20 protein-coding genes and 1 pseudogene are annotated in these 25,178 nt (G+C 40.8%); 12 read left to right on the top strand and 9 right to left on the bottom strand.

Annotation, left to right across the window (positions count from 1 at the left end; genetic code table 11):
• Positions 1-15: 15 nt before the first annotated feature.
• The 6 genes from IM473_RS21745 to IM473_RS21720 all read left to right on the top strand — a co-directional run bounded on the left by IM473_RS21745 (position 16) and on the right by IM473_RS21720 (position 6,937).
• Positions 16-1,059, top strand: coding sequence for a lipase family protein (locus IM473_RS21745; RefSeq protein ID WP_287659668.1), 1,044 nt, complete (start codon positions 16-18; stop codon positions 1,057-1,059).
• Between the two features lie 63 nt (positions 1,060-1,122).
• A complete protein-coding gene (locus tag IM473_RS21740) occupies positions 1,123-1,908 on the top strand; it encodes a chitinase (RefSeq protein WP_287659667.1) in 786 nt (261 codons plus the stop codon).
• A 68-nt stretch (positions 1,909-1,976) separates the two neighbouring features.
• On the top strand, positions 1,977-3,398 hold the full coding sequence (locus IM473_RS21735; protein ID WP_271971240.1) for a phosphatidylinositol-specific phospholipase C domain-containing protein: 1,422 nt from the start codon (positions 1,977-1,979) through the stop codon (positions 3,396-3,398).
• Between the two features lie 108 nt (positions 3,399-3,506).
• On the top strand, positions 3,507-4,772 hold the full coding sequence (locus tag IM473_RS21730) for a metal-dependent hydrolase family protein (protein WP_271971241.1): 1,266 nt from the start codon (positions 3,507-3,509) through the stop codon (positions 4,770-4,772).
• Positions 4,772-5,794 carry a CobW family GTP-binding protein gene (locus IM473_RS21725; RefSeq protein WP_287659666.1) on the top strand — a complete coding sequence of 341 codons (1,023 nt, stop codon included), beginning with the start codon at positions 4,772-4,774 and terminating at the stop codon, positions 5,792-5,794. The genes IM473_RS21730 and IM473_RS21725 overlap by 1 nt, the downstream gene beginning before the upstream one ends.
• Positions 5,795-5,941: 147 nt before the next feature.
• On the top strand, positions 5,942-6,937 hold the full coding sequence (locus tag IM473_RS21720; protein ID WP_287659665.1) for a hypothetical protein: 996 nt from the start codon (positions 5,942-5,944) through the stop codon (positions 6,935-6,937).
• 45 nt (positions 6,938-6,982) lie between these two features.
• Here IM473_RS21720 and IM473_RS21715 read toward each other — a convergent pair whose 3' ends face one another.
• Positions 6,983-9,226, bottom strand: a complete 2,244-nt coding sequence (locus tag IM473_RS21715) for a Piwi domain-containing protein (protein WP_287659664.1) — start codon at positions 9,224-9,226, stop codon at positions 6,983-6,985.
• A gap of 3 nt (positions 9,227-9,229) precedes the next feature.
• Positions 9,230-10,021 (bottom strand): PD-(D/E)XK nuclease family protein, encoded by a 792-nt coding sequence (locus IM473_RS21710; RefSeq protein ID WP_353738163.1) that lies wholly within the window; start codon positions 10,019-10,021, stop codon positions 9,230-9,232.
• Positions 10,022-10,187: 166 nt separating this feature from the next.
• Here IM473_RS21710 and IM473_RS21705 point away from each other — a divergent pair, with 166 nt between their 5' ends.
• A complete protein-coding gene (locus IM473_RS21705) occupies positions 10,188-10,544 on the top strand; it encodes a helix-turn-helix domain-containing protein (RefSeq protein WP_287659661.1) in 357 nt (118 codons plus the stop codon).
• Positions 10,545-10,549: 5 nt separating this feature from the next.
• The gene (locus IM473_RS21700; RefSeq protein WP_287659660.1) at positions 10,550-11,215 is read left to right on the top strand and encodes an ImmA/IrrE family metallo-endopeptidase; all 666 of its coding nucleotides are present in this window, start codon (positions 10,550-10,552) and stop codon (positions 11,213-11,215) included.
• A 40-nt stretch (positions 11,216-11,255) separates the two neighbouring features.
• On the opposite strand, the gene IM473_RS21695 is transcribed toward IM473_RS21700, so the two are convergent.
• From IM473_RS21695 to IM473_RS21680, 4 genes and pseudogenes are all read right to left on the bottom strand, one after another.
• Entirely contained in the window at positions 11,256-12,251 is a 996-nt protein-coding gene (locus IM473_RS21695) for a LysR family transcriptional regulator (protein WP_287659659.1), read from the bottom strand.
• Between the two features lie 658 nt (positions 12,252-12,909).
• Positions 12,910-13,294, bottom strand: a pseudogene (locus IM473_RS21690) (transposase family protein); the annotation flags it as partial.
• A gap of 178 nt (positions 13,295-13,472) precedes the next feature.
• Positions 13,473-14,027: a YqeG family HAD IIIA-type phosphatase gene (locus IM473_RS21685; RefSeq protein ID WP_287659658.1), complete on the bottom strand. Its 555-nt coding sequence runs from the start codon at positions 14,025-14,027 to the stop codon at positions 13,473-13,475.
• Between the two features lie 99 nt (positions 14,028-14,126).
• A complete protein-coding gene (locus IM473_RS21680) occupies positions 14,127-14,750 on the bottom strand; it encodes a class I SAM-dependent methyltransferase (protein ID WP_287659657.1) in 624 nt (207 codons plus the stop codon).
• A 119-nt stretch (positions 14,751-14,869) separates the two neighbouring features.
• Here IM473_RS21680 and hemH point away from each other — a divergent pair, with 119 nt between their 5' ends.
• Positions 14,870-16,033, top strand: coding sequence for a ferrochelatase (gene hemH / locus IM473_RS21675; protein ID WP_287659656.1), 1,164 nt, complete (start codon positions 14,870-14,872; stop codon positions 16,031-16,033).
• A 95-nt stretch (positions 16,034-16,128) separates the two neighbouring features.
• On the opposite strand, the gene IM473_RS21670 is transcribed toward hemH, so the two are convergent.
• A complete protein-coding gene (locus IM473_RS21670; RefSeq protein ID WP_002739055.1) occupies positions 16,129-16,380 on the bottom strand; it encodes a DUF8653 family protein in 252 nt (83 codons plus the stop codon).
• Positions 16,381-16,530: 150 nt separating this feature from the next.
• Here IM473_RS21670 and IM473_RS21665 point away from each other — a divergent pair, with 150 nt between their 5' ends.
• The gene (locus tag IM473_RS21665; RefSeq protein ID WP_287659655.1) at positions 16,531-17,949 is read left to right on the top strand and encodes an ATP-binding protein; all 1,419 of its coding nucleotides are present in this window, start codon (positions 16,531-16,533) and stop codon (positions 17,947-17,949) included.
• 194 nt (positions 17,950-18,143) lie between these two features.
• Here the strand turns inward: IM473_RS21665 and prfB are convergent.
• Together prfB and IM473_RS21655 are read right to left on the bottom strand one after the other, a co-directional pair.
• Positions 18,144-19,251 (bottom strand): peptide chain release factor 2 gene (gene prfB / locus IM473_RS21660; RefSeq protein ID WP_287659654.1). Its coding sequence is split into 2 segments (ribosomal slippage): positions 18,144-19,178 and positions 19,180-19,251, totalling 1,107 coding nucleotides; the frame shifts between segments, so codons are not numbered across the junction.
• A 102-nt stretch (positions 19,252-19,353) separates the two neighbouring features.
• The gene (locus tag IM473_RS21655; protein WP_287659653.1) at positions 19,354-20,481 is read right to left on the bottom strand and encodes a DUF3747 domain-containing protein; all 1,128 of its coding nucleotides are present in this window, start codon (positions 20,479-20,481) and stop codon (positions 19,354-19,356) included.
• A 381-nt stretch (positions 20,482-20,862) separates the two neighbouring features.
• Here IM473_RS21655 and murD point away from each other — a divergent pair, with 381 nt between their 5' ends.
• Together murD and IM473_RS21645 are read left to right on the top strand one after the other, a co-directional pair.
• The gene (gene murD, locus IM473_RS21650; RefSeq protein WP_287659652.1) at positions 20,863-22,212 is read left to right on the top strand and encodes a UDP-N-acetylmuramoyl-L-alanine--D-glutamate ligase; all 1,350 of its coding nucleotides are present in this window, start codon (positions 20,863-20,865) and stop codon (positions 22,210-22,212) included.
• A 189-nt stretch (positions 22,213-22,401) separates the two neighbouring features.
• Entirely contained in the window at positions 22,402-25,029 is a 2,628-nt protein-coding gene (locus tag IM473_RS21645; RefSeq protein ID WP_287659651.1) for a glycoside hydrolase family 10-like protein, read from the top strand.
• Positions 25,030-25,178: the final 149 nt, after the last annotated feature.

Genomic DNA, 25,178 nt, shown 5'->3' with positions numbered 1-25,178 from the left:
TTAGGAGACAATTCAATGAGTCCTAGCTACGATCAACAGCAAATTCTTTTCTGTCTTTCGATGTTGGCTAATATCAGTGATAGTAACAAATTACTAACTGATTTGGCTGATTCTAATGTCCAAACAAAAATCGGTCAATGGACGATAGTTTGGGGTCCTGTTATTTATGGACACGATCCCAAAAGTCAGGTCTGGGACAATATTATGTATGTCGCTAAAGGTGAAAATCTAACAACAAATAATCCTCAATATGTAGTGGCGATCGCCGCAACCAACCCCAAGTCTGTATTTGACTGGTTACAGGAAGATGTTAACACCCATAATATGGTTCCCTGGTCTAGCACAAACCCAGAACAAGGTAATATTTCTGAGGGAACAAATGCGGGGATAAAAATTTTGCAAGGAATGAAAAATTCAAGCAATTTATCTCTCCTAGACTTTCTGACTCAGGAAATACAAAAACAGCCCAAACAACCAATAGAAATTATTACTACAGGTCATAGTTTGGGAGGAGCCTTAGCTCCTGTTATGGCGTTATGGCTTTATGAGAATCAGACAAGCTGGAACCCAAAAGGCACACAAGTCAAGGTTTATACGCAATTTTCCGCCGGTGCAACCCCTGGCGATCAAGACTTTGCTAATTACTATGAAACGACAGAGCCAGGACTCAATCTTTCCAGCCGATTATGGAATAGTTTAGACATTGTTCCCCATGCCTGGAATACCACCCAACTTGCTCAAATTCCCACCCTTTACCAACCCTGTAATATTACTAAATCTTTACAAATTTCTCTACTGGTAAACAAACAAATTCAAAAGGTTAAAAACTGTAATTATCAGCACCTTAATCCAACAACTTTTGCTATGAAAGGGCAATGTGGTATATTTACAAAACCACAAACAACGGCAATGAAACAGTTTCTTCAAGAGGCTTATTTTCAACATATTCAAGCCTACTTTAATTTACTCGATATTGAGTGGCCACTGACTAACAATTTATCTGATACTCTAACCCTATCTGATCAGGATTTAGATACAATGGATGCTCAACTATCTTAGTTTTTTAGTCTTGATTAAATTAGCGATCACCATTATTAAAACCTCAACCAGGAAATCAACACTATGAAATTAGAAGACATCATTCAACAAAACCTCGTTAAACCCATTGATTCCTTAGCAGGAGATTCCGAACTTTGCCGAGAAGTTCAGACCCGTTTGCAAGTTCTCGGATTACTTCCTGCTAATGGTGTTGATGGCATTTATGGACCCCAAACCAAACAAGCCTTTGAGCAATTCAAGCAAAAAATTAAAGAAGGAGAACTGGATACCGTAGGAGCCTCTTCAGCAAAACTTTTACTAGATCTTCAAGAATTACCAGGCGGTAGTAATTTAATCTCCAAAACTCAAGCTGAATCTATCTACGGTAACGTCATCAGCGATGGACAATTAGCAGACCTCAATTCTTGCTTAAATCGCTTTGAAATTAACACTCACCCCCGAATGTGTCATTTCTTAAGCCAAACTGCCCATGAAAGTGGAGGCTTGAAATGGATGAAAGAACTCGGTAGCGGTGAGGAGTATAACGGACGGAAAGATCTAGGCAATATTGATCCAGGGGATGGTCCCAAATATAAAGGAGCGGGCGTTATTCAACTAACGGGACGCAGCAACTATCAAGCTTTTGCGAATTATATTCATGATCCGAAAGTTATGAATGGAGTTGACTATGTTAGTACCACCTATCCTTTTACCAGTGGCGGTTTTTGGTGGCATAACAATAACATGAATGCTCTTTGCGATCGCGGTGCAACGGTGGCAGAAATCACCCGACGAGTCAATGGTGGTCTTAACGGACTAGCTGATCGTCAGGCGTACTACGAAAAAGCGATCAAAGTTTTTCCTGTTTAGCGATCGCTTTCAAGAGTTCGATCACATTCAATAAAAGTCATTTAAACACAAACTAAGGAGTAACTCATATGGGTGCTGGATTTCACATACAAATTGTCAACGCTACGCCATATAACATCCATCAAGGAAAATCAGGTAGTTACCAGATGGAGTGGAATCCATCTTCTAATATTGGGCCTAATTCCTTTACTCAATTTTATGCTGAGTTTAAAGAAACAGTAGGTCATGACAGTATAGATGATGCTTCCGATGTTACCTATACCCTCGACGGTGTAAGCAACTTTACATTTACAATTCGCGCTAAAAAGAGTGGAGTGAAAGGATTATCAACTCCTGTCGCCTCAGAAGCGGGTTATGGGGTCTTCGTTGAATGGCAAAATATTCCTAATGGTCTTTTTATTTATCCTACTCCTGATACTAATAAGACATCTGCTGTGGGTTGGATTCATGATGGTGTTGTTACTATCGGACTTGGCTATTTTCCTGGCAATACTCAAAGCCCAATTACCCCTTATCCAACACCTAATTATGGTAGTGGTGGATTAGCAGATGATTTCAGTGTATTACGTCCTTCCGTATTACATTGGGCTAACAATTGGATGGAGTTATTTGCGCCTTGTATTCAAAACCTCCATCTTAATGAGTTAACACTGCCAGGTACTCACGATACTTCTACTTATTGTGCTGATAGTATTAGCCAAAACTGGGTACAAACTCAATATCAAAATATTAATCAGCAACTTAATCAAGGTATTCGTTCCCTTGATCTCAGATTAATGCTTGGTAGTGGATCGGGAGATGATCAATTTGTGATGTGTCATGGTAGTTTTGCCCTCCCTCTTAAATTAGTAGATGTTCTCAATCAAGTAACACAATTTTTAGCGTCTAATCCTCAAGAAATTGTAATTCTTGATTTACATGACTTTGAGGGAAATTGGACAACTCAAAATTATCAAGATTTGTCTAATGTCATTATAAAAACCATTGGCCAAGACCAACTGATACCACCATTGGGAATATCTCAAACCTTAAAAGATATCTGGCAAACTTCTGGTCGAGTGGTAGTTGGTTCTCTAGAGTTTGACAGCAGTGTATCGAATTGGTTACAACAAAATACACCTTTTTGGAGCAATTCTATTAAACAATATTGGTGTGGTTCAAGTATAACCGATTGGTCAAGTGTCCAGAGTTATTTACAACAGCAAATCGACTCCATAAGCCAATCTAATAATTTTCTGTGGTCATTAATGGCCCAGTACAACTATAAAGTTGGTGGAGTACCAGCTAATGTGCCTAAAGAACTCTCTAGCTTTTTCGCTGGTTTAAATGGCATCAAATCTAACATTATTGCTACTGACTGGTGGAATCGCGTCAACACCAGTACAGGTCAACTAGAAACGAATGTCAATAATTTTTCTGCTCTCATTAATGCGATACCTTTAAACATTTTAAAAGGATACAGACGAGCGAATAACCTGTCTCTTTGGTAACTCATTAATAGCTCGTAATCTGTTAGTAATATCAAGGACATATTAAGCTATTGCCTACCTCAAAACTAATCAAAACACTAAAAAAAATCAACAACAGGAGAAACAACTATGACTGTTACTAATTCCACTAGCCCAAATTATGTAATCGTAACCGATCAATATTGGGATGGTTTGGCTGATAATCTCCTTGGTGCGACAGAAATTCGCGTCGAAAATGGGAATATCACTGCGATCGCTGCAACAGTTGATCACAGCAACGCTCAAATTATTGAACTAAAAGGACACACCGTTACCCCTGGTTTCATTGATTGTCATGTTCATATCACCTTCTGTGAAGGAGATCCTACAATTCCAGAAAATCCTTATATGGTGACAGTGCCATTAATGACCCTTTATAGCTTAAATCCCCTGAAAATACTGTTAATGAACGGTTTTACTACTGTAAGGGAAGTGGGTTGTCCCGATCCAGAATTTATTACCGTCGATCTCAAAAAAGCGATCGCCAAGGGCTGGATTATTGGACCAGATCTATTAGTAGCACCTCACCTGATTTCAGCCCAAGGAGGGCATGGTGATTTTACCTCTTTAGTTGCTTTTCAGTTCAGACCAGAAAAATTTGAAGTAGCAGACGGAACAGCAGAAATTATCCGCATAGTACGGGAAGAAATTCGCTCAGGAGCAGATTGGATTAAATTCTGTGCCACAGGGGGTTTTAGCTCTCCTACGGACGATCCGAGTCAAACCACTTATTCCCAAGAGGAGATGAATATTCTGGTTAGTACCGCCAAAGATTTCGGTATTTCTGCTTGTCCTCACGCTTATGGAGGGGAAGGGGTTCAACGTGCTGTTAATGCGGGGGTACGTTCCATTGAACATGGTAATCTTGCCAGTTCCGAGACTTTGCAATTGATGGAACAGAAAGGAGTTTATCTTGTACCAACTCAATACACTGTTTTAGAAAAAGCTCGCAATGCTAATAATCCTGAATATTGGCAAAATCGTTCTTCTTGGCAACACGCTAAATATCAAAAATATGCCGCTCAACTGATTGCTTGTGCTGATAATTTAGCTAAAAGTAACGTTAAGATTGCTTTTGGTACTGATGCAGGAACTTTTCCTCATATAGATAACTGGAAAGAGTTTCCAGCGATGGTTCAAAATGGTATTACTCCTTTACGCGCTTTAAAAGCTGCAACTACTGTAGCGGCTGAATTATTAATGCAGCCGAATATTGGTGCGTTAGCGGTGGGGAAATTTGCTGATATTATCGCTATGCCGGGTAATCCTTTTGAGGATATTAATGTTACTGGTAAAGTTGATTTTGTCATGAAACGGGGAGTCATCTATAAACAACCATCGGGAGGACAAGTATAATGGTTTTGTCATCAAATCTCTGGAAGACACCAGTAACACTGCTGACGGGTTTTTTAGGTGCTGGTAAAACTACTTTACTTAACCGCATTCTTAAGGGTAAAAGCGATCGCCATTTTGGCATACTGGTTAATGATTTTGGTAGTCTTAATATTGACCAGATGTTAATTAAAAATAGAGACGGTGATCTAATCACTCTTGAGGGAGGTTGTGTTTGTTGTAATTTACAAAATAATCTGGTTAATTCTCTCCCGAAAATTCTATCTCTCCGTCCAGATCAGGTATTAATTGAAGCCAGTGGAATTGCTAACCCTTATACCCTGTTACAAACCCTAAAGCGTCCAGTTTTAAGTAGAATAATTCGCTTAGAAAGCATTATTACCCTAGTTGATGCGACCTATCTACCCCAAATTTGTGAACCATCTGGAAAAATTAACTATCAAGATTTGCTAATTGATCAAATTTCGGCCGCTGATATTGTGGTTCTCAATAAAATTGATTTGATTGATGAAAAAGCACAAATTAATGCTAATCAAATTATCCAAAAAATAGCACCTTGGGTGCGTTTGTTAAAAGGGAGTTATGGGGATGTTTCCCTAGATTTATTATTAGGATTTAGGGACTCATTTCCCGTTCATTCTGTATCTAGTCAATTAAAATCTAATCACTCGGATAACTTTCATACTTGGAGTTATGAAAGTGTTCGCCCTTTTCAGTTATTAAACTTGGGAAAAATATTAGGGAAATTACCCGTAACTGTATTGCGAGCTAAGGGTATTTTATCTACTGTTGAATATCCCAATAGAAGAGTAATTTTGCAACAAGTGGGGCCGAGAATTACCTTAGAAATAGGCGAAGAATGGGGTAATAATCCACCCTTTACCCAATTGGTATTAATTAGCACGGAGACAATTAATACAAATATATTACAAGATCAATTAGATAGCTGTTTAAGAGGAGAGGATTTTGAGGTAAATTCAAAAACTCAAACCAGGGATAATTTGATTTTAAGTAACGAAATATAACAAATATATCACAATTATCTAGGGTCAAACCTTTTATTAATGTGACAACGAGAAAGTGACTAGAAAGTTATCAAAAAACTAGGTTTAAAACCTCCTTCTTCTATAGCCTTTTCATTCTATTAATCAATCTAAAAAGTCCCCAAAAATATGATAACTTCCACTCCAGTAAAAAAAAATGACGATGTTAACGCCTTAAATGCGGATATTAGGGAAGTTTTATTAGAGGTTTTGCCGATAATTTCTCCTGAATTACAAATAGAACTCACTAAGTTAGTTCAACAGATTCATCATCTGAATTATTTGATTTATAAAAAAAGTAATAGCCGGAAAATTGGTTGGTTTATTTTTAACAATGATCCAACTAAATTTATTTTGTTATTAGAGGAAATTAAATATATATTGCTCATGGCAAAAACCAATAAAGTCGGGGTTGATGCTCTTCGAGAATTCAGAATTAATCTAGAAAAGGAAATCAATAATGATCGCTATTTTTTATGGGGACATATTTTGAATGTATTTAGTTATATATATTCTGTAAAATCAGTCCCATTCAAAATATTTTTGGGGTTATCTATGACAACTTTTTTATCTATTATTGCCCTCAAATTTTCTGCTGAAGAAATTTACAGATTTGATGATAATTTACAACAGAAATACTCTCAAGAGGAGGCACTTATTTCAAAACCATTACCTCAAGCAAACTCCCCAGTACCCATTCCTTCTAGTAGTTATTCAGAACATTTAAAATCATCGAGTGATACGATAAATCCTAATCGGCATATATTTTATGGTTTAGTTTATGCGGCAACAGCAGGAGTGTTGGGAAGTGTTGCAAGTATTTTACTCAGAATTATCGACTTTCGAGACCAAAAATATGACGACCCCCTCATTCCTTTTTTTATTGGTTTCTTTAAACCATTAATTGGTCTAATTTTAGGTATTTTTATCTTTAGTTTAATTAGCTCAGATACGTTGATTAAAATTGATTTTATGATTACCCAGGATAAAAATTCTTCTAGTTTAATAACAAACAAAGCTCGTCAGGATTTATTTATCTTTTCCTGTGCTTTTTTAGTGGGATTTAGTGAAAGATTTGCCTCAGATTTACTTAAAAAAAGTGAATCTGGATTAACTGAAAAATAATTTTAAAAGAAAAATGGTATAAGAGAATTTACATAATTTTCCTCTCTAAAGCCAGAATTGACAATCATCTTCTAATAAACTAGGATAAATTCCTTGTAAGCGTCGATAAGCAATAATGTCCGCTCCATACAAAGGGATAGGTAAGCGGGGGTCTTTGAGAGAACCATAGTGAAGTAAAGTTAATTTTAAGGTAGTGTCAACTAACTGTTTTAAATTTACTGGCTCTCCTAATTCATGGACTTTTAAGCGTAAGGGACGAGGCACACCAATTTGTGCAGAAACTTGGGACGTTATCAGGATAACTTCCTGGGTTGATAAAGCAAAAGCTAATCCTTTGGAGGGAGCATTTATCTGTTTTTGCTCAAGATTATAAAGTCTAGGAATGCCACTCTTATAACATTCTACGAGAATCAATTTAGCATTAATTGCCCTAGCTCTTGCTAGTAAATTGTCAACCTCCTTTCCTTGAAATTTCCCATCTCTGTAAATGAGAACTTTCTGATTTTTTAGTTCAGCTTGCGGTAAAAATTTTTCCAGCATACGTTGAGGAATTTCTTCTCCCTCGGTTAAACTATCTTCTACCCGACAGCGAACAAATTCTCCCCGTTTTCCATATAGTCGCACACTGGCACAAACATTGAGACTCCCCGGAAGATTTTTTTTAGGAATCCTTCCCACATCCAAACCAATAAAATAATCGGCAATTTCTAGATCTTCAGCAAGGACATAGGGTAAATTTCCTAATTTGGCTAGGATTCCGGGGACAACTTGATTGAGAATATTATTATAGTTCCTCTTATCATTTAAAGTTTTCTCATAAATCATTTGAGTCATAACTCCACGCTCCAAAAACTTTCTTTTAATCCACGAATATAAACTTCCTTCTTCAGTATTATCAGCATTGCGATCCTCTTGGGGAAGAAAGACTAAAGCAATATCTACAGGAATTTCTCCTCCAATTAATTGATCAACTGCTTCCTCCAGTCTAGCTCTTTTTTCAAATCCTACACCTTCAACAGAGAAATTTATTTGATTCTCTGATGGCAAAATAGTCTCAAATTTATAAAGTTTTAATCGCTTTTCTAATTGTTCTCTAAAATCTCCCACTTTCAAATTAGCTGGTTTGAGAATAGCTAACCGAATCTTACGAGCAGGATCCTCATATTCTCGATGACGTTTATACACACCCCCCCTCGACAATCCTTTGAGAGTTTCTCTTTTTTCTCCCCTTTCTCCCTTACCAAATAAGATAGGAGTTTGCTCAAGAGAAAGAGAAGGAGTCCAAAATAATTGGGGGTCTTCTTTACTGTTAATACTTCTTTCTCTTAACTGAAACCCAAAGTTAGTTAAGGTCTTTTGTGCTTCCTGTTTATATAACTTTAATAGTTCTTGTCGTTCAACATAGGGAATTTTTGTTGCTTTTAATAAGTCTCCGTGATTGACTTGAAATAAACTCTCATCCTGATCGGTAACACAGGGTTTTAAAGCTGCTAATGGATAAATATACTCTTGGGAATTTTTGCCAAATTTTACCGCTACCACTGGTTGCCCCAGATCAGCTTCTTCTAATTTTCTTCGACTAATTGAACCCGTAGCTTTGGTTAATAACTCCTCTCTTTTTTCCCCAATTGTACCCGCTATTTTAATGATTTTAGCCGTTCCATTGGTTTCTCTATCTTTAACCTTTAAACCTACTAATAATTTAGCAGCATCTTGTCTATAGGGATGATTTTCATAAAACTGTTCTAAATCTCCACTATAGACAATACTACTTTCAACAGTTAAACAAATAGCTGGATAAGTGTCATTGATGATTTCTTCCCAAAAATTAACTTCTCTCCTTACCTGTACTTGGTTTTCACTTATCTGACTATCTTGGGGAAAAACTATTGGATAGGAAAATTTACCAAATATTTTCAGAATTCTAACTGCTAATTGTGCTGTAACTAAAGCTGTTATCTGAGAGTCTTTTAGCCAATGAATAGAATAATAGAGATCGCCAATATCTTCTCGTAAAACCTCTTGAATATCTGATAAAGCTTCTTTCCACTGTTGTGGAGAGGGAAAAGATTTTTCATCTTTAGCTAATACCCAAAAACAATGATCTTCAAAAATAACCACCACATCGGGAAACTTATGACTGAATTGCCAACTAAAACGATTACCTATTTTTCTCGTAACTTGATGATTAAGCTTAAAACAATTCCAACAACTATTATTGAGATTTAAGCAAGTAATTTCACTCAAAAAAAGCGAAGGATTGACTGTGTTAGCTACTGTGTAATTCATGATCTAAACCTCCTTATTTGCATAATCACAAATCGATGTAAAAGGACAATGACGACAGGCATAGCCACTTTGGTGCGTAAAAATATGATAAAAATCTTCGGGGTAATCTTTATATTTTTGTAGTTGTTGCTGATGTTTTCTGGACAGGGAAGCTAGTTCGATTTTAACTGCTTCTATTGCCTCGGAAGACAGGGATATTTTTTCTGAGCTTGTTTGGGTTTCTAAATTGTAAAAAGAAGCGACAATTTTTTCTCGAGGATAAAGGTAACTAGCCGCCAGTAAATAAACATGAGCCTGACGGCGATCAAAATTAGATTGACCGGTTTTCAAATCTAAAATATGTATAGTGTCATCAGCTTCTCTGAAAATACAATCAAAGGCGGCATACAAATTAAACTGATAGTTACCTTGCTCGATAACAATAGGTTCTGGATAACCTTCATCGCCTCTAGATAAATTAATAATCTCTTTATTCAATAAAATTGGTTGTTGATAGTAATTGTTTAAAATTACTAAACCCCTAGCTTGAATTTCTGGCGATTCTTGCTTTAATTGCAGGATTTCTGCGACTTGTTCCACCCCATGGGGACCAGATAATCTCGCCGGCTCTTGATGAAACTCAAAAATTCCTCTTTGTGCCAACTTACCAATTTTTTGCGGTTGATTATCTTGTGATAGCAACCTTTTAACTTCTGGTTCTTTGTTTCGCGCTTTTTCAAACCCCCGTTTTGTCTGACAATGGCGATTCTCATAGCCAATCGCCGGTTTAAGCGATCGCCAAAGACTATAGCTCATCGGAGGATACCAACGCTTTTGGGGAAACTGGGAGGACACGATTTTTTCCCTAGTGTTTACTTTTGTGTTGACTAAAATAATTAATGCCGATGAACTAACTTTAGCCTATGTTGACTTAAATAGTCAACCCTTGATATAATTTTTTTGAGCGATTGAGAGAAAAGCAGTGTCAGAAACATTTGGACAGGTTATCCGCAAAGCTCGTCGAGAGGAGGAATATAGTCAGAGAGAACTAGCTAAGTTGATCGGGGTGGACTATACCTATCTATCGAAGCTGGAAAATGATCATGCCGGTTATCCTCCTAGTCAGCAAGTTATTGAGTCCTTAGCGACTCATTTAAAATTAAATGCTCAAAAATTAGGAGAATTGGCAGGACGACTGAGTTCAGATGATCAAAAAGTCTTCAAAGAATTAGTTCAAAAATACCAACAGATGCCGATTTTATTGCGTCGCATGAAAGACAATCCCAATTTTGCCAAAAAAATTATTTCTGAGGCGACAAAATTAGAACCAGAGGAGTAAATATCTTGGATATTATTAAACCCTATAGTTTTATTCCCAAAACAGTGATTGAAGCTCAGGCAGACAATATTCTTAAGAAAGTAAAAGCTCATCGTCGTCGTCCCTTAAAAAATTGCGATATTGCGGAAGCAGCGGCTGATTATTTTGATTTAGCTATTGAATGGACGGATATAAAGCCAGATCAAGAGGGAGAAATCGCCGCGATGATTATTCCCACAGAAAAGAAAATTATTCTTAATGAAGATGTAAAATTCTTAAGAGATTCTCAAAATTCATCCCTGGCAAAAGAAGGTTTTAAAAATTCGAGTTTAGCTCATGAAATTGGTCATTTTGTCCTTCATATTAATCAAACGGCTGTCTCTAACTTTTTGGATCGAATCCATCAGGGAGATTCCCTAGAGACAATTCAACCTTTTCTGTGTCGGACAGTTGATTCTAGCCAAAGAATTGAATGGCAAGCCCAATATTTTGCCAGTTGTTTACTAATGCCGATGAGTGAGTTAGAGAAAGCCATCAAGGGACGTGACTTGACTAAATGGGGACATCTGTATGCGATCGCCGACGAGTTGGGAGTAACTATTACTAATCTTAGAAGTCGTTTAGAAAGTCTCCATTGGATTAAAGTCGATAAAAAAGTAATTTATCGGGGCAGTAATTTTCCTAAGAGATAGCTTAAATGTTCCGAGGGAGATTTTGCCCGTATCGAGCGACTTATTTACTAATAATTTCGGCGGTTTGCGAGTTAGGAATCGGTTCAAAGTTGTGGTCGTCAGCCAGATATTCGGGATAGGTGGAGAATTGGGGTAGTATTTCTAGGGTAAAAGCTTCGGCGGCTTTTGATCGATAGCGATTCGGGTTAATAATTACCGACAAAGTGCGTCGTACTTCCACATCTTTAATTCTGGTCGCGTGGATAACTCCCATTTGTAGTTCTTTTTCGATCGCTGTCACCGAGACAAAAGCCGCCCCTAAACCGGATTGTACGGCATTTTTAATCGCCTCGATCGAGTTAAGTTCCATCTCCACTTTTAAGCGCTTGCTATCGATCTCGCAACGAGTTAAAACCTTGTCGATAACTTTGCGAATCGTCGATTGGGAATCGAGGGTGATAAATTTTAGTCGATATAAATCCTCTTTTTGAATCATTTCTACCTTAGACAGAGGATGAAAAATCGGCAGGACTAAAGCCAGTTCATCTTCTGCGTAGGGGATAATCCGCAGGGTTTCTTGTAATTCGGCGGGAACTTCCCCCCCGATAATGGCTAAATCCACTTGACCGTTAGCAACGCTCCAAGAGGTGCGACGGGTGGAATGAACTTGTAGCTGTACGGATACTTCTGGGTATTTTTGCCGAAACAGACCGATCATGCGCGGAAGAAGATAGGTTCCCGTGGTTTGGGAAGCGCCGACGATTAGGGTTCCCCCTTGCAGATTTTGTAGATCTTCGATCGCCCGACAGGTTTCTTGACAGAGCGTGATAATTTTTTCGCCGTAGCTTAAGAGTAGGTGTCCCGCTTCTGTTAATTGAGCTTTCCGACCGCCTCGGTCAAATAAAGGCACATTTAGCTGTTTTTCGAGGTTTTGTACCTGAAGACTGACCGCCGGTTGGGATACATACAGGGTATCTGCCGCCCGTTTAAAGCTTCCTTCGGCAGCGATCGCTTTGAGAATTCTCAGTTGGTCTAGGGTGAAAGGAATGTCGGTCATAGAAAGCCTCAAAAAGAGCGACAGGAGAAGGGGAGGGCAATAGCGACAAATCTTAAGCCAGTGCAGATAAATACACTGAATTGACAGTACCACACCACGGGGATCAATGCTTCAGCTAGTTCGATGATCGGTTATTTTAGCTGTCAGCCTTGAATTAGTTCTCAGTTATCAGTTATCAGTTATCAGATGCGAGTTATCAGTTCACTGATTAAGCTGTTGACTATAGCGCTTTTCACGTTACTGAGGTATCGACAAGTTTCGCCAACAAAGGGTTTAAGCCCCTTGCCCATGCCTCATTCTGATGAAAACTGCTATATCTAAATTACTCGTTAAGATTGCAGGGGAGCAGGGAGCAGGGAGAAGCAGTTTGAGCATTTGTACTAAAATTTTCAATACGCAGTTTAAATTCAGTACAGCTTACTAGAACTCTTGCAAATTAATTATATGTTATAATTATCGGCTAACTAATTTTCCCCAAAAAAATAGCCAATCAGTACATTGGTTCTGAATAAAAACTTGAAGTTTAACTTTTCACTCAAAACTCTTTAGAGATGCTTTAATTTGGTTATCAAAACCTCTTTATTTAAGCAGCACAAACCATCTCAATTATAAAAATTGAGAATAAATTACCCTTGACTTGATTAATGTTTGGCAACTTTTAAGAAGCCGCTGTACCTATCCCTAACTCATCACTATAAATAGCCGCTAACAAGTTAACTATTAAACCATATCTTCGACGACTATTCCGATATTTACAGGATAAGATTTTCAAGATTTTGAGTTTACTGTTTATAGGTTCAATGATAATTATTTTTTTGGGCTAAAGCCTTGTTATACTACTTTTCTAAGCCTGTGAATTTTCTATTTTTCGGTGTATAAATATTACTATGATATTGAGATATTCCCTGGTAACTACTGTCTTCTATGCTGGTAGTTAAAAGATGAAAAAGAACTCGACTTTTTTTAAATAAACTAAAATCATGACCACTGCCTTTGATCCGGAAGACACAGATCATTTCCTCCGTATTTTGATCAGCGTATATGTTTTTTGAAAAGCAGACAGGAGGCTATCGGGGCATCCCCACTGCGCTAGGCTGAGAGTGGGGAATTCCCGTGCCATATTTTCGTTAAGGTCTTTATCTCGGCTGACCTCATTTCAAATCATCTATAGTATTTTCTACTTTTCGCCATTTCCCTCTATACTTAAGTATTTTTTAATATTTACTTTTGTGAGGATTGGTCAGGTTTTCTTAAGTAATGCTGCGGATGCAGGGAAACGCCGAGAATTTGTGATATCCACACCTCAAAATCGTGGATTGGATAAGCTTGCCCCCCCGTCAAGGGATTTACCATTGGTTTCACCAGAATGGTAAACATTCCCAGACGATTTCCCGCTAAAACATCGGTAAACAAGCGATCGCCAACCATAGCAATTTGTTGGGGGGGGAGACTCATGGCTGCCATCGCTTGCCGGAGTTTGCGTCGAGAGGGTTTCACCGCACCGAGGAGGTAGGGAAGTTGTAAATTATCAGCGATCGCACCGATGCGATTTTCACTGAGATTATTGCTTACCAACCAAATCGGTAGATAAAGACGCAAGGAATCGACCCAACGCTGTAAATCCTCAGAAACCGTCGTTTCCTGGAGGGGAACAAGGGTATCGTCCACATCGAGAATCAATCCCTTAATCTGACGCTGACTCAAAATCTCCAGACTGAGACCGAGAATCGTATCCCCTAAAATTAAATCGGGTTGTAGAATTTTTGCTCTAGTCATTACTTCTCAAAAATAACTGGCACCGAGTCGATCGAACTCAGCTTCCCTACTTAGTATAAATGACCGACTGCCTCTGAAAATCTTGCTTGGCCGATCCCTTCACTTGGCCGCTTGAATCACCTGTAAACTGCCACCAGCGTATAATTTTTGTTGACAATCACGAAAACCGAGTGCCTGTAAAGATTGGATCAGATCCGTATCGATAAATTGCCAAGCGGTATCGGTTTCAAATAATTGCAAAAATAGGGCCAAAGAAGGCCAAAAAAGCGGGTTAGTGGGTCGATGAAAATCCACGAGGGCAAAAATTCCCCCCGGTCTGAGAACTCGATACACTTCTTTAAGGATTTCCTGTAACTGCTCTGGTTCCATTTCGTGGAGAGCGGCGCTAGTATGCACAAGGGCAAATTCTCCAGCATTAAAGGGCATTTTTTCGGCTAATCCCTCCACATAATGCGCTTGCGGCACCGCTAAACTAGCTCGCTCCAGGGCCCGGGGAGAGACATCTAAACCGGTACAGTGATCGGATAGGGGGACTAAATAACGGGTAGTTTGACCCGCACCACAACAGAGATCGAGGATAGGGTCATTTTTAGCGATTTTTAAGCCTTCTAGGGCCAATTGCCGAAAACGGGACTCGCCACCCACTGCTAGGGCAGCCAGACGGGAGATACCATCGTAAAGCCATTGATATTGATAACTGAGGGGACGTAAAATTGTAGCCAAGATCAACCTCCAAGATTTGATTAAGTTCTCTGTAGCCTGTAATTTGTTTTAACGGTTCCACCGATATATTGTTAAACTTGGTAAAGAATCTGAAAATTTAAAAATTATCTGTTAACACTATGGGTCGCGTTGGCGTTTTATTATTAAATTTGGGTGGGCCGGAGCGGTTAGAGGATGTGCGTCCTTTTCTATTTAACCTTTTTTCTGACCCAGAGATCATCCGTTTACCGATCAAAGGATTACAAAAACCGTTAGCTTGGTTAATATCGACGCTAAGAGCGAGTAAATCCCAAGAAAATTACCGTCAGATTGGTGGTGGCTCCCCTTTACTCAAGATTACGGAAGCACAGGCCACGGCACTGCAACAACGTCTCGCAGAAATGGGCCGCGAGGTGAGCGTTTATATTGGGATGCGTTACTGGAATCCCTTCACCGAAGAAGCGATCGAGCGGATTAAACGGGATCATATCAAAAAATTAGTTATTCTGCCCCTTTATCCCCAATTTTCCATCAGCACCAGTGGTTCCAGTTTTCGTGTGCTGGAGGAAATGTGGCAGCAGGATCCCTATCTACGTTTAACGGAATATACTCTCATCCCTTCTTGGTACGATCATCCCACTTATCTGAGTGCTATGGCCGATCTGATCGCACGAGAATTAGAGCAGTGTCCTAATCCTGACCAAGTACATATCTTTTTTAGCGCCCATGGTGTCCCCCAAAGTTATGTGGAGGAAGCGGGAGATCCCTATCAAAGGGAAATTGAAGAATGCACTAGGGCGATCATGCGTACGCTCAACCGACCCAATCAGTACACTTTAGCCTATCAAAGTCGCGTCGGTCCGGTGGAATGGCTAAAACCCTATACTGAAGATGCTTTAAAAGAGTTGGGAGAGCAGGGAATTAAGCATTTACTGGTCGTGCCGATTAGCTTTGTCTCGGAACACATCGAAACCCTGCAAGAAATCGATATAGAGTACCGAGAAGTGGCGGAAGAAGCGGGAATTGAACATTTTCAGCGAGTACCGGCTCTTAACACTCACCCGATGTTTATCGAATCTCTCTCCCAGTTAGTGGTAAAATCCCTAGACGAGAAACCCACCACTTTCGAGCAAATTACCCATCCGAAAGCGAATATGAAAATGTATCCCCAGGAGCGTTGGGAATGGGGGATGACAACGGCAGCCGAGGTGTGGAATGGTCGATTAGCGATGATCGGTTTTCTGGCAATTATTATCGAATTAATTACCGGTCAAGGACCATTACATTTTGTTGGTTTATTATAAACCCGAGCTTCGGTGCCATTGCTTTTGATGGTAACTACCAAAATAAGGTTGGGTTAAACATAGTTAAACCCAACCATTGGCGATTTTATCTTCTCTTAGGACATCATATTAGCAGAACGAACATTAACGTTAACTTCTAGCCTGCCATTGCCGAGCATATCTAACCCAGTGACGCTAAACAGATTAGCTTTAATCCCCCTTTCCTGAAAATTAGCCTGTAATTCTTTGATGAGAACCTCTTCCACTTTCCCTTCATCATCTGCTAGAGCTTGGACGATTTTAGCGGCGAAAGAGCCAATTTTTGCGCTTAATATTTCTTCCACATTGGTAATCTCGATAATAACCATTGATTTTTCTTCTTAGTAGAGGACAAATAGCTTGACAAGCCAATAAGAACAGAATTTGTAAGAAAATAGAGCTGCTCTCATCTTAGGAATCAGTATAACCTGCACTGTTCCCCCCCAAACGTAAATTCCCACCCAGAAGGAGATTACTGCATGATCAACCTAGAGACCCTAGAAGGTTGGTTAAATGCTCCAGTGGAAAATGAGCGACTAGAATTTAAACAGGCTAAAAATCAATTTGATACAATCAAACTGTTAAAATATTGCGTCGCCCTTGCTAATGAAGGAGGTGGCCATTTTATCTTAGGTGTTACCGATAAACGTCCCCGTAAAATTGTTGGTTCACAAGCCTTTCCTACACCCGAAGAAATTAACAGCATTAAATCGCTAATCGTTCAAAAACTTGGCTTGCGCGTGGAAATCACCGAATTAGCCCACTCTGATGGTCGTGTCTTGGTTTTTGAAGTGCCAACCCGTCCCACAGGACAACCTATCGCCTTTGAAGGTGCTTATCTAATGCGAGCAGGGGAAGACTTAGTACCCATGACACCTGATCTGCTTAAGCGCATCTTTGCTGAAGATCAACAAGATTGGTTTTGTCAACCTGCTCGTTCTCATGCTAGTCCAGATGAGGTTATTGACCTATTAGACACCCAAACCTACTTTGAATTGCTCAAGCTTCCTTATCCTAGCCATCGTGATGCTGTTTTAGAAAGATTACAAAGCGATCAACTCCTTGACAAAACATCAAAAGGTTGGACAATTCCTAATTTATCTGCCATCCTTCTGGCCAGACAACTTGAGAGCTTTTCCTCTACCTTAGCGCGTAAAGCACCACGAGTGATTATCTATGAGGGAACAGGTAAAATTAAAACTCGACTGGAACAGACAGGAACTAAGGGATATGCTGTGGGTTTTGATGGTTTAGTTAATTTTGTCCACGATTTAGCCCCTCAAAATCGCGTCATCGAGGAGGTTCTTAGGGAAGAAGTGAAAATGTTTCCTCCACAAGCTTTGCGAGAACTGATCGCCAATGCTTTGATTCATCAGGACTTTCTCGCTACAGGCGCTTCGGTGATGATTGAAATGTATGATGATCGAGTAGAAATCTCTAACCCTGGTATTCCTTTTATCAAAGTAGAACGCTTTATAGACGAATATCGCTCCCGTAATGAGCAATTAGCTGACATAATGCGTCGTTTTGGCATTTGTGAAGAAAAGGGCAGTGGTATTGATAAAGTTATTTCCGCTGCCGAGAAATTTCAACTTCCCGCACCAGATTTTAGAGTAGGTGAGATCCGAACAACTTCTATCCTATTCGCTCATCAGGATTTTGGCAAAATGAGTCAATCTGACCGTATTCGCGCTTGTTATCAGCACTGTTGTCTCCTCTATGTCGATAATCAACGGATGTCTAACCAAACCTTACGAAATCGCTTTTGTTTAAATGAATCAAAAAACAATACTGTTTCTCAAGTGATTGGGGCAACTAAAGAAGCAGGACTGATTAAACTTGACGAATCTGAATCTAAATCAACTCGTTATGCTCGTTATCTCCCCTTTTGGGCCTAGACTAGCCTTGAGCGAAGTGGAAATGCTAAAAAGTGCTTCAACGCAAATCCATTTTAGGGATGTCAAATCGGCGAAACCCTTATACAGCGAGCAAAAAAGTGCTTCAACGCAAATCGACATTTTTCCAAGAGGAGATTTTATCATCGCGTCCACACGGGAGTGGGACTTGTGGACGACAACGGCGATACATTTCTTTAAACTGCACCCCCCAAACGTAAATAGGCTTCAATAAAGCCATCTAAATCCCCATTCATTACCCGGGTAACATCGGTGGTTTCCACATTACTGCGGAGATCCTTAACTAATTGATAGGGATGAAAAACATAGTTACGGATTTGATTGCCCCAAGCGGCCTCCACCATATCGCCGCGAATTTCGGCGATCGCTTGAGCCTGTTGTTCCCGAGCGATAATTAATAATTTCGCTTTTAATAAAGCTAGGGCTTTTTCTTTATTTTGTAATTGCGATCGCTCTTGGGTACAACGCACAGCGATACCTGTGGGAAGATGAACTACACGCACGGCAGTTTCCACTTTATTGACATTTTGTCCACCTTTTCCCCCGGATCTAGTGGTGGTAATTTCTAAATCTTTATCGGGAATTTCTACCCTCACCGCATCATCGCCCAAAATTGGCATCACTTCCACCCCGGCGAAACTGGTTTGACGTTTACCATTGGCATTAAAAGGGGAAATTCTGACTAACCGATGGGTGCCTTTTTCTCCTTTTAGATAACCGTAAGCATAAGTTCCGGCAATCTCAATTGTCACCGATTTAATTCCCGCTTCATCTCCTTCTGATATTTCCGCTAAAGTGACTTTATAACCCTGTTTCTCGGCCCAGCGAGAATACATTCTCAGGAGCATTTCTGTCCAATCTTGGGCATCGGTTCCCCCGGCCCCCGCATTAATCGTTAAAACCGCTCCTTTTGCGTCGTAGGGACCATTTAAAAGCTGTTGCAATTCCCAGCGATCGAGGTCATGCTGTAAATGAGTTAAATTGTCCGTCGCTTCTTCTAGTAAAGTTCGATCGGATTCTAATTCTAATAACTCGATAATTGCCTTGGTATCTTCTAATTGTTCACACCAACCCTGATAGGTTTCTAAAGAAGATTTACACTCGTTTAGTTCTTGCAGGGTTTTTTGAGCAGTATCGGGATTATCCCAAAAAGTGGGGACGGCTGCCACCTGTTCTAAGTCTTTAATTTTGGACCTTAAAGTGGGTAAGTCAAAGATAGTCCTGGGTTTTACCCAGGCGCGATCCTACTATCTCGATACCTTTTTTTAGTTCCGATATTTCCATGTTTTCAGTTATCAGTTATCAGTTATCAGTTATCAGCTTTTTTCTCCCTTTCCCCTAACACCTAACCCCTCACCGGTCACTGATCACTCAAAAGGCTGATAGCTAAAATGGTACGATCGATCCGCGCAGGGGGGCAAGACTTTGTAAAGCGTTTTCAGCCTTATCACGACTGCTAAACGCGCCTATTTGCCAGAGAGAACGACCTTTGTAGGAAGTGGGGAAAGCGTCGGGATAGAGAGAACGAACTTTGCTGCGATCGCTTTCGGTTTTAGCTTCAATTACTACTTTAAAGCCTTTGCGACCACTATTGCTCATATTACCACTACTGGGATTAGCAGCGGGTCGATTAAAAGTAATCACGTCTGATAAACTTCTCTGATTGCCTAGGTTGCGCGGTGGCGGTGGTGGTACAATTGCATTATTATTCTGACCATTGGGAGGAGTCAGGGGGGGTAAATTAGGGGTAACTGGGGACGGTGGCGTTAAATTTGGTTCTGGTGCTGGATTATTGACCGCTGGCTGAGGATTGCTCTCTACTGCTGTTTCTGCAGCAGTAAAGGTATATTCTCGCACTTCGGGATTAGCAGCAGGATTAACAGGTGTTTCTGCTTTGACGGATTCTCTGGGGGGGGGTGTGGGGGGGATAGACGATTGGGTACCCGCGAGTAATTCCGGGGGAGGATTGAAACTGGGACTATCGGCAGTTAGATAGATATGACTGAGATTTTGACCAGCTAGACTGCGTTTAGTAAAGCGCCAGCCATCGATGAGATAAATTTGGATTAAACCGCTCCCTAAACCTTTTGTCCGTCCAATAATTACCTCTGATTGCCTGGGATTGCGGGGGGTTCCTACGAGGACTAATTCCCCGTTGCGTTGTACGATACGCAGCAGGTATTCTAAACCGTAATCTTTGCCCTGAATACGAAGGGAATAACCGTTACTGTCGGTGGCCCGTTCACAACTGCCGGTAAAATCGAAATCGAGGAGCAGAGGCTGAACAATGGTCGGTTCTGTGCCATTTACCGCCCAACATTGGCGTTTTCCCTGGATTTGTTGCAAAATCAGTAAATCGTATTTACCGTTACCGTAGGGTCGGGCAATAGCGATAAAATCCTCTTGATTAACTTCTCTTTGTTCAAAGAGAGTTGCTTGACTCGGTGTCGTCAGGAGACAACCCCCCAGAAGTGAAAACAGTAGGGTAATTTTTAAGGATGATTTTAGATTCATAAATAGGGAGCGTTGTTATAGAGATTGTACTTGCATTTATTTTATCGATCTAGACGTAAGCGAGAGAATTTTGTTTTCTTGGAAGATATTTAGGGTTTGCTCAATAAATCTAAAAACCTTGTTGGGTAAAACTTTTAGACTTTTTCGTTTCCAAAAAGTACCATATCTAGGAGTGATCGGGTGGAAAATTCCGGGACTTTTTCCCTGAAAATTAGGTAATTGACCCGCTCAAAATCGCTAAAACCCTACACCCTACACCCTACACCCCACACCCTGCCCCCACCGAAAAACTTTTTGCCGCAAACCCTAGTTATTACTCGACCTAATCCACAGTAGGATAGAGATTGCTAAAAATTGACTCTTGAGTAGAGTGGCAACAAGATGGCGAAAGCGGCGATTATTGGATTGGGAAGATCGGGAATAGCGGCGGCAAGATGCTTAAAACGGGATGGTTGGCAGGTGACATTAAGCGATCGCTCCGATTCTCCCAGTTTACAAGCAACCAAAACCAATCTGGAAAGGGAAGGAATTATTGTCAATCTTGGTCAAAATCTCAGTCTAGAGGCAGATTACTTGCCTAATCTTATCGTGGTAAGCCCCGGCGTGCCTTGGGATGCCCCAATTTTAATTACTGCCAGAGAAAAAGGCATCGATACGATCGGAGAATTAGAATTAGCTTGGCGTTATCTGCAATCTTCCCCCTGGTTGGGCATTACGGGAACTAACGGTAAAACCACCACCACCGCCCTCTGTGCCGCTATTTTTCAAAAAGCGGGGTTAAATGCCCCCTCCTGCGGTAATATCGGCTATGCTGCCTGTGAATTGGCTTTAAAAGCCGATAAATACGATTGGATTATTGCAGAGATTAGTAGTTATCAGATCGAGTCCAGTCGGGATTTATCGCCGAAAATCGGCATCTGGACAACTTTTACCCCCGATCACCTCAGTCGTCATCAAACCCTAGAAAATTATTATCAGATTAAAGCCTCTTTACTGCAAAGAAGCGATCGCCAAATCCTCAACGGTGATGATCCCTATCTGCGTCAAATCGGTGTTAGTCAATGGCAACAAGCTTATTGGACTTCTGTGCAGGGCAAAGAGGCGCTTTTGGGCGATCCTAGTCGTGGTGTTTATCTGCAAGATAACTGGATCGTGGCTTTTGGGGAGTTAATTGCCCCGGTTAATCTCCTGAAAATGGTGGGTAGTCACAATCAGCAGAATTTGCTTATGGCTGTGGCCGCCGCTAGATTGGCAGGAATCGAGAAAAAAGCCATTACCGAAGCGATCGCCACTTTCCCCGGGGTTGCCCATCGTCTAGAGTATATTTGTACCTATAAAGGACTAGACTTTATTAATGATAGTAAAGCAACTAACTACGATGCCGCCGCAGTGGGTTTACAATCCGTCCCTAGTCCGGCGATTTTAATCGCGGGGGGAGAAGCGAAAACAGGGGATGATCGGGCTTGGATCGCTGAAATTAAGGCAAAAGTCGCCACTGTGCTGCTGATTGGTGACGCTGCCGCCGATTTTGCCCGTCGTTTACAGTCAGCAGGTTATCAAGATTATGAATGTGTAGAAACGATGGATAGGGCAGTTCAACGTGCGGCTGAACTAGGACTAGCAAAAGCGGCTAAAGTGGTGTTATTATCCCCCGCTTGCGCTAGTTTTGACCAATACCAAAGTTTTGAACATCGCGGCGATCACTTTCGGCAATTGTCCTTACAGTTGTAGGGAGATGGGGGAGTGGGGGAATAGGGAAGTGGGGGAATGGGGAAGTGGGGAATTTCAACTAAAACCCCAACACCCCAACACCCGCGTTGCCGACGACTAAGACGCAATTTTTGTTTCCAAAGATACTCTTTTTTGGCTAAGTTGGTTAAAATCAGGAGGAGTTAACCAAAAAAATTAAGAGAAAAAAACGTGCTGGGATCGTTCTTCCGTCTTGATCATCTTTTTAACAAGCCCCTAATTGCCTGTCTTTTGTCCTGTGTGGGTGTCTTGCTGCCGATCCCAGTTTTAGCGGCACCAGTGGCAGTGTTAAAAAGTCAGGAAAATGCCAATCAATGGACAGCTATCACTGATCGTTTGCAAAATGTCGGGGTTAATTACTGCATTCTTCAGAGTAATCAGTGGCAAAGCGACGCGGATTTAAATAAAATTAAGGTTCTAATCATCCCCAACGTCGAGACTATTTCCGGTTTACAAGCTAGTGTCTTGAGTCGTTGGCTGAATCGCGGTGGTAAAATTATTGTCACAGGTCCGGCGGGGAATCTTTCGGAACCTGCGGTGCGTGATCAATTGCGATCGCTATTTGGGGCTTACTGGGCTTATCCTCACTCCCAAGCTTACACCCTGCGGCCGACTAATTTAGGTGAACTGAAAAACCAAAAACCTTTAGCCAGCAGTCTCCTCGGTGGTGTGGTTATCCCCACGGGAGTTAATAGCCAAACCGTTGCCGTCTGGGGAGCGCGCAACAATCCCCCCGCCGTTGTCCTCAATAATAACTCGATTTTTCTCGGTTGGCGCTGGGGCAGCGATGCCGTCGCTAATCTCGCCCTCGATAGCGCTTGGCTAGAAACCGCCCTGCAACGCTACGGCATTAATCGCAGTTCTTCTATTAGCACAATTGCCCCCTATTGTCAAGGAAACTCAACAATAGTTAATAATATTAACAATACACCATTAGCGACCGCACCCCGTCGCCCTCTACCCCAGATTTCAGAAAATCCCCCCAGTGAAACGGCGAGATTAAGTCCGAATACCGAACAAATCCCCCCCAGAGCGAGCCTAACTCCTCAACAAATTAGCCAAATGACGGCGGAATTGCAGGGATTAATCGGGCGTTATGGGGCGACTCTCTTAGCTTTAGAGGCCAGCAATAATAACACCTTAACTACTGATAAATCCCTAGCACAAGCATTTCATGATCGTGCGAAAAACTCCCCCACCACAGATACCGCCAGACGATTCCGTTTAGCCCTAGAAAATGCCCAAGGAGCCTTAAATAATTTTCAGAATTTAATCGCTCAGGGGGACTATACCCAAGCGCGGGAATTTTGGTTACAAGCGAGGCGAAATCTTTGGGATCATTATCCCACTAATCGACAATTTGCCCAGCCAGAAATACGGGCAATGTGGTTAGATCGAGGCACGATCGTAGAAGCTAAAAATGAGGACGATTTAGCTAAAGTATTCGATCGCATGGCGGCAGCGGGTATTAATGTGGTCTTTTTCGAGACAGTTAATGCTAGTTATACTATTTATCCCAGTCAAGTTGCCCCCGAACAAAACCCTTTAACCAGAGGTTGGGATCCCCTAAAAGTTGCCGTTAAATTAGCCCATGAACGCAATATGGAAATCCACGCCTGGGTGTGGGTTTTTGCGGCGGCTAATCAAGCTCATAATAAAGTATTAGAGCAACCGTTAGATTATCTCGGTCCGGTTTTATCGCGTAATCCCGATTGGGGGGCAACTAATAAAAGTGGTGGTTCTTTTGATTACAGTCAAGGCACGAAAAAGGCCTTTTTTGATCCTGCTAATCCCGACGTACAGAACTATCTTTTATCTCTTTACGAGGAGATTGTCAAGAATTACGATGTGGATGGCTTGCAGTTAGATTATATTCGCTATCCCTTCCAGAATCAAAATTCTAATCAAACCTATGGTTATGGTAAATCCAGCCGTTGGTTATTTAAACAAATGGCGGGAGTTGATCCCATTACTTTAAATCCCCGGGGTGCTTTATGGGAACAATGGACTAGCTTTAAAATCCGTCAGGTTGATACTTTTGTCTCGCAGGTTTCTACTCGTTTAAAACAGATTCGCCCCCACTTGAAAATGTCGGCGGCGGTGTTTCCCCTAGAACAAAAAGAACGATTATATCGTATTCAACAAAACTGGGAAGAATGGGGAAGAAATCAATGGATAGACCTGATCTTTTTAATGACTTATGCTCTCGATACAGGGACTTTAGAAGAGAAAACCCAGTCTTTATTTGATCGCCAAATTGCAGGAAATGCTCTGATTATACCCGGTATCCGTCTGTTAAAAGTACCCGATCAAGTCATGATCGATCAACTACAATTTATTCGCAATCTTCCCACTTCGGGATTCGCTCTTTTTGCTACGGAAAATCTCAATCCCAACCTGCAAACAATTCTTAATCGCATTCAGGGATCGATAATTACCAAAAAAGCTGAACCTTTACCTCACCGTCAACCCTTTAAAACGGCAGCGGTGCGGTTTAATTCTCTGCGTCAAGAGTGGAGTTTTTTAATAGTTAATAATTTATGGGCAATGGAAGAAGGAACCTTAAAAACCTGGGGGCAAGAAGTGGACGAAATGGCTAATTTATTAGAACAATTAGCTACTAATCCCAGCCCTCGCAATTTGACTTTAACTCAAAATGCTCTAAAGCGATTTAGCTATCAATTTAAATCTGTGATGTCCAGACAAAAAGATTTATCTACTTATCAAATACAAGTCTGGGAAAATCGCCTCGCCACCCTACAAAGTCTCCTAAGTTATGGTCAAAGGGTTGAGTTTTAAGTAGGGCTTGCTGAATAAATCTAAAAACCTTGTTGGATAAGACTTTTAGACCTTTTGTCAATCAAAAAGTACCGGATATGGGAGTGATCGGGGGGAAATTTAGGCACTTTTTCCCTGAAAATTAGGTAATTGACCGCCTGAAAATGGGT

Source organism: Microcystis sp. M015S2, from assembly GCF_020245945.1.
Taxonomy (GTDB): domain Bacteria; phylum Cyanobacteriota; class Cyanobacteriia; order Cyanobacteriales; family Microcystaceae; genus Microcystis.
Note: the sequence above shows the minus strand (reverse complement) of the source record. Positions and strands in the feature narration are given on the sequence as shown.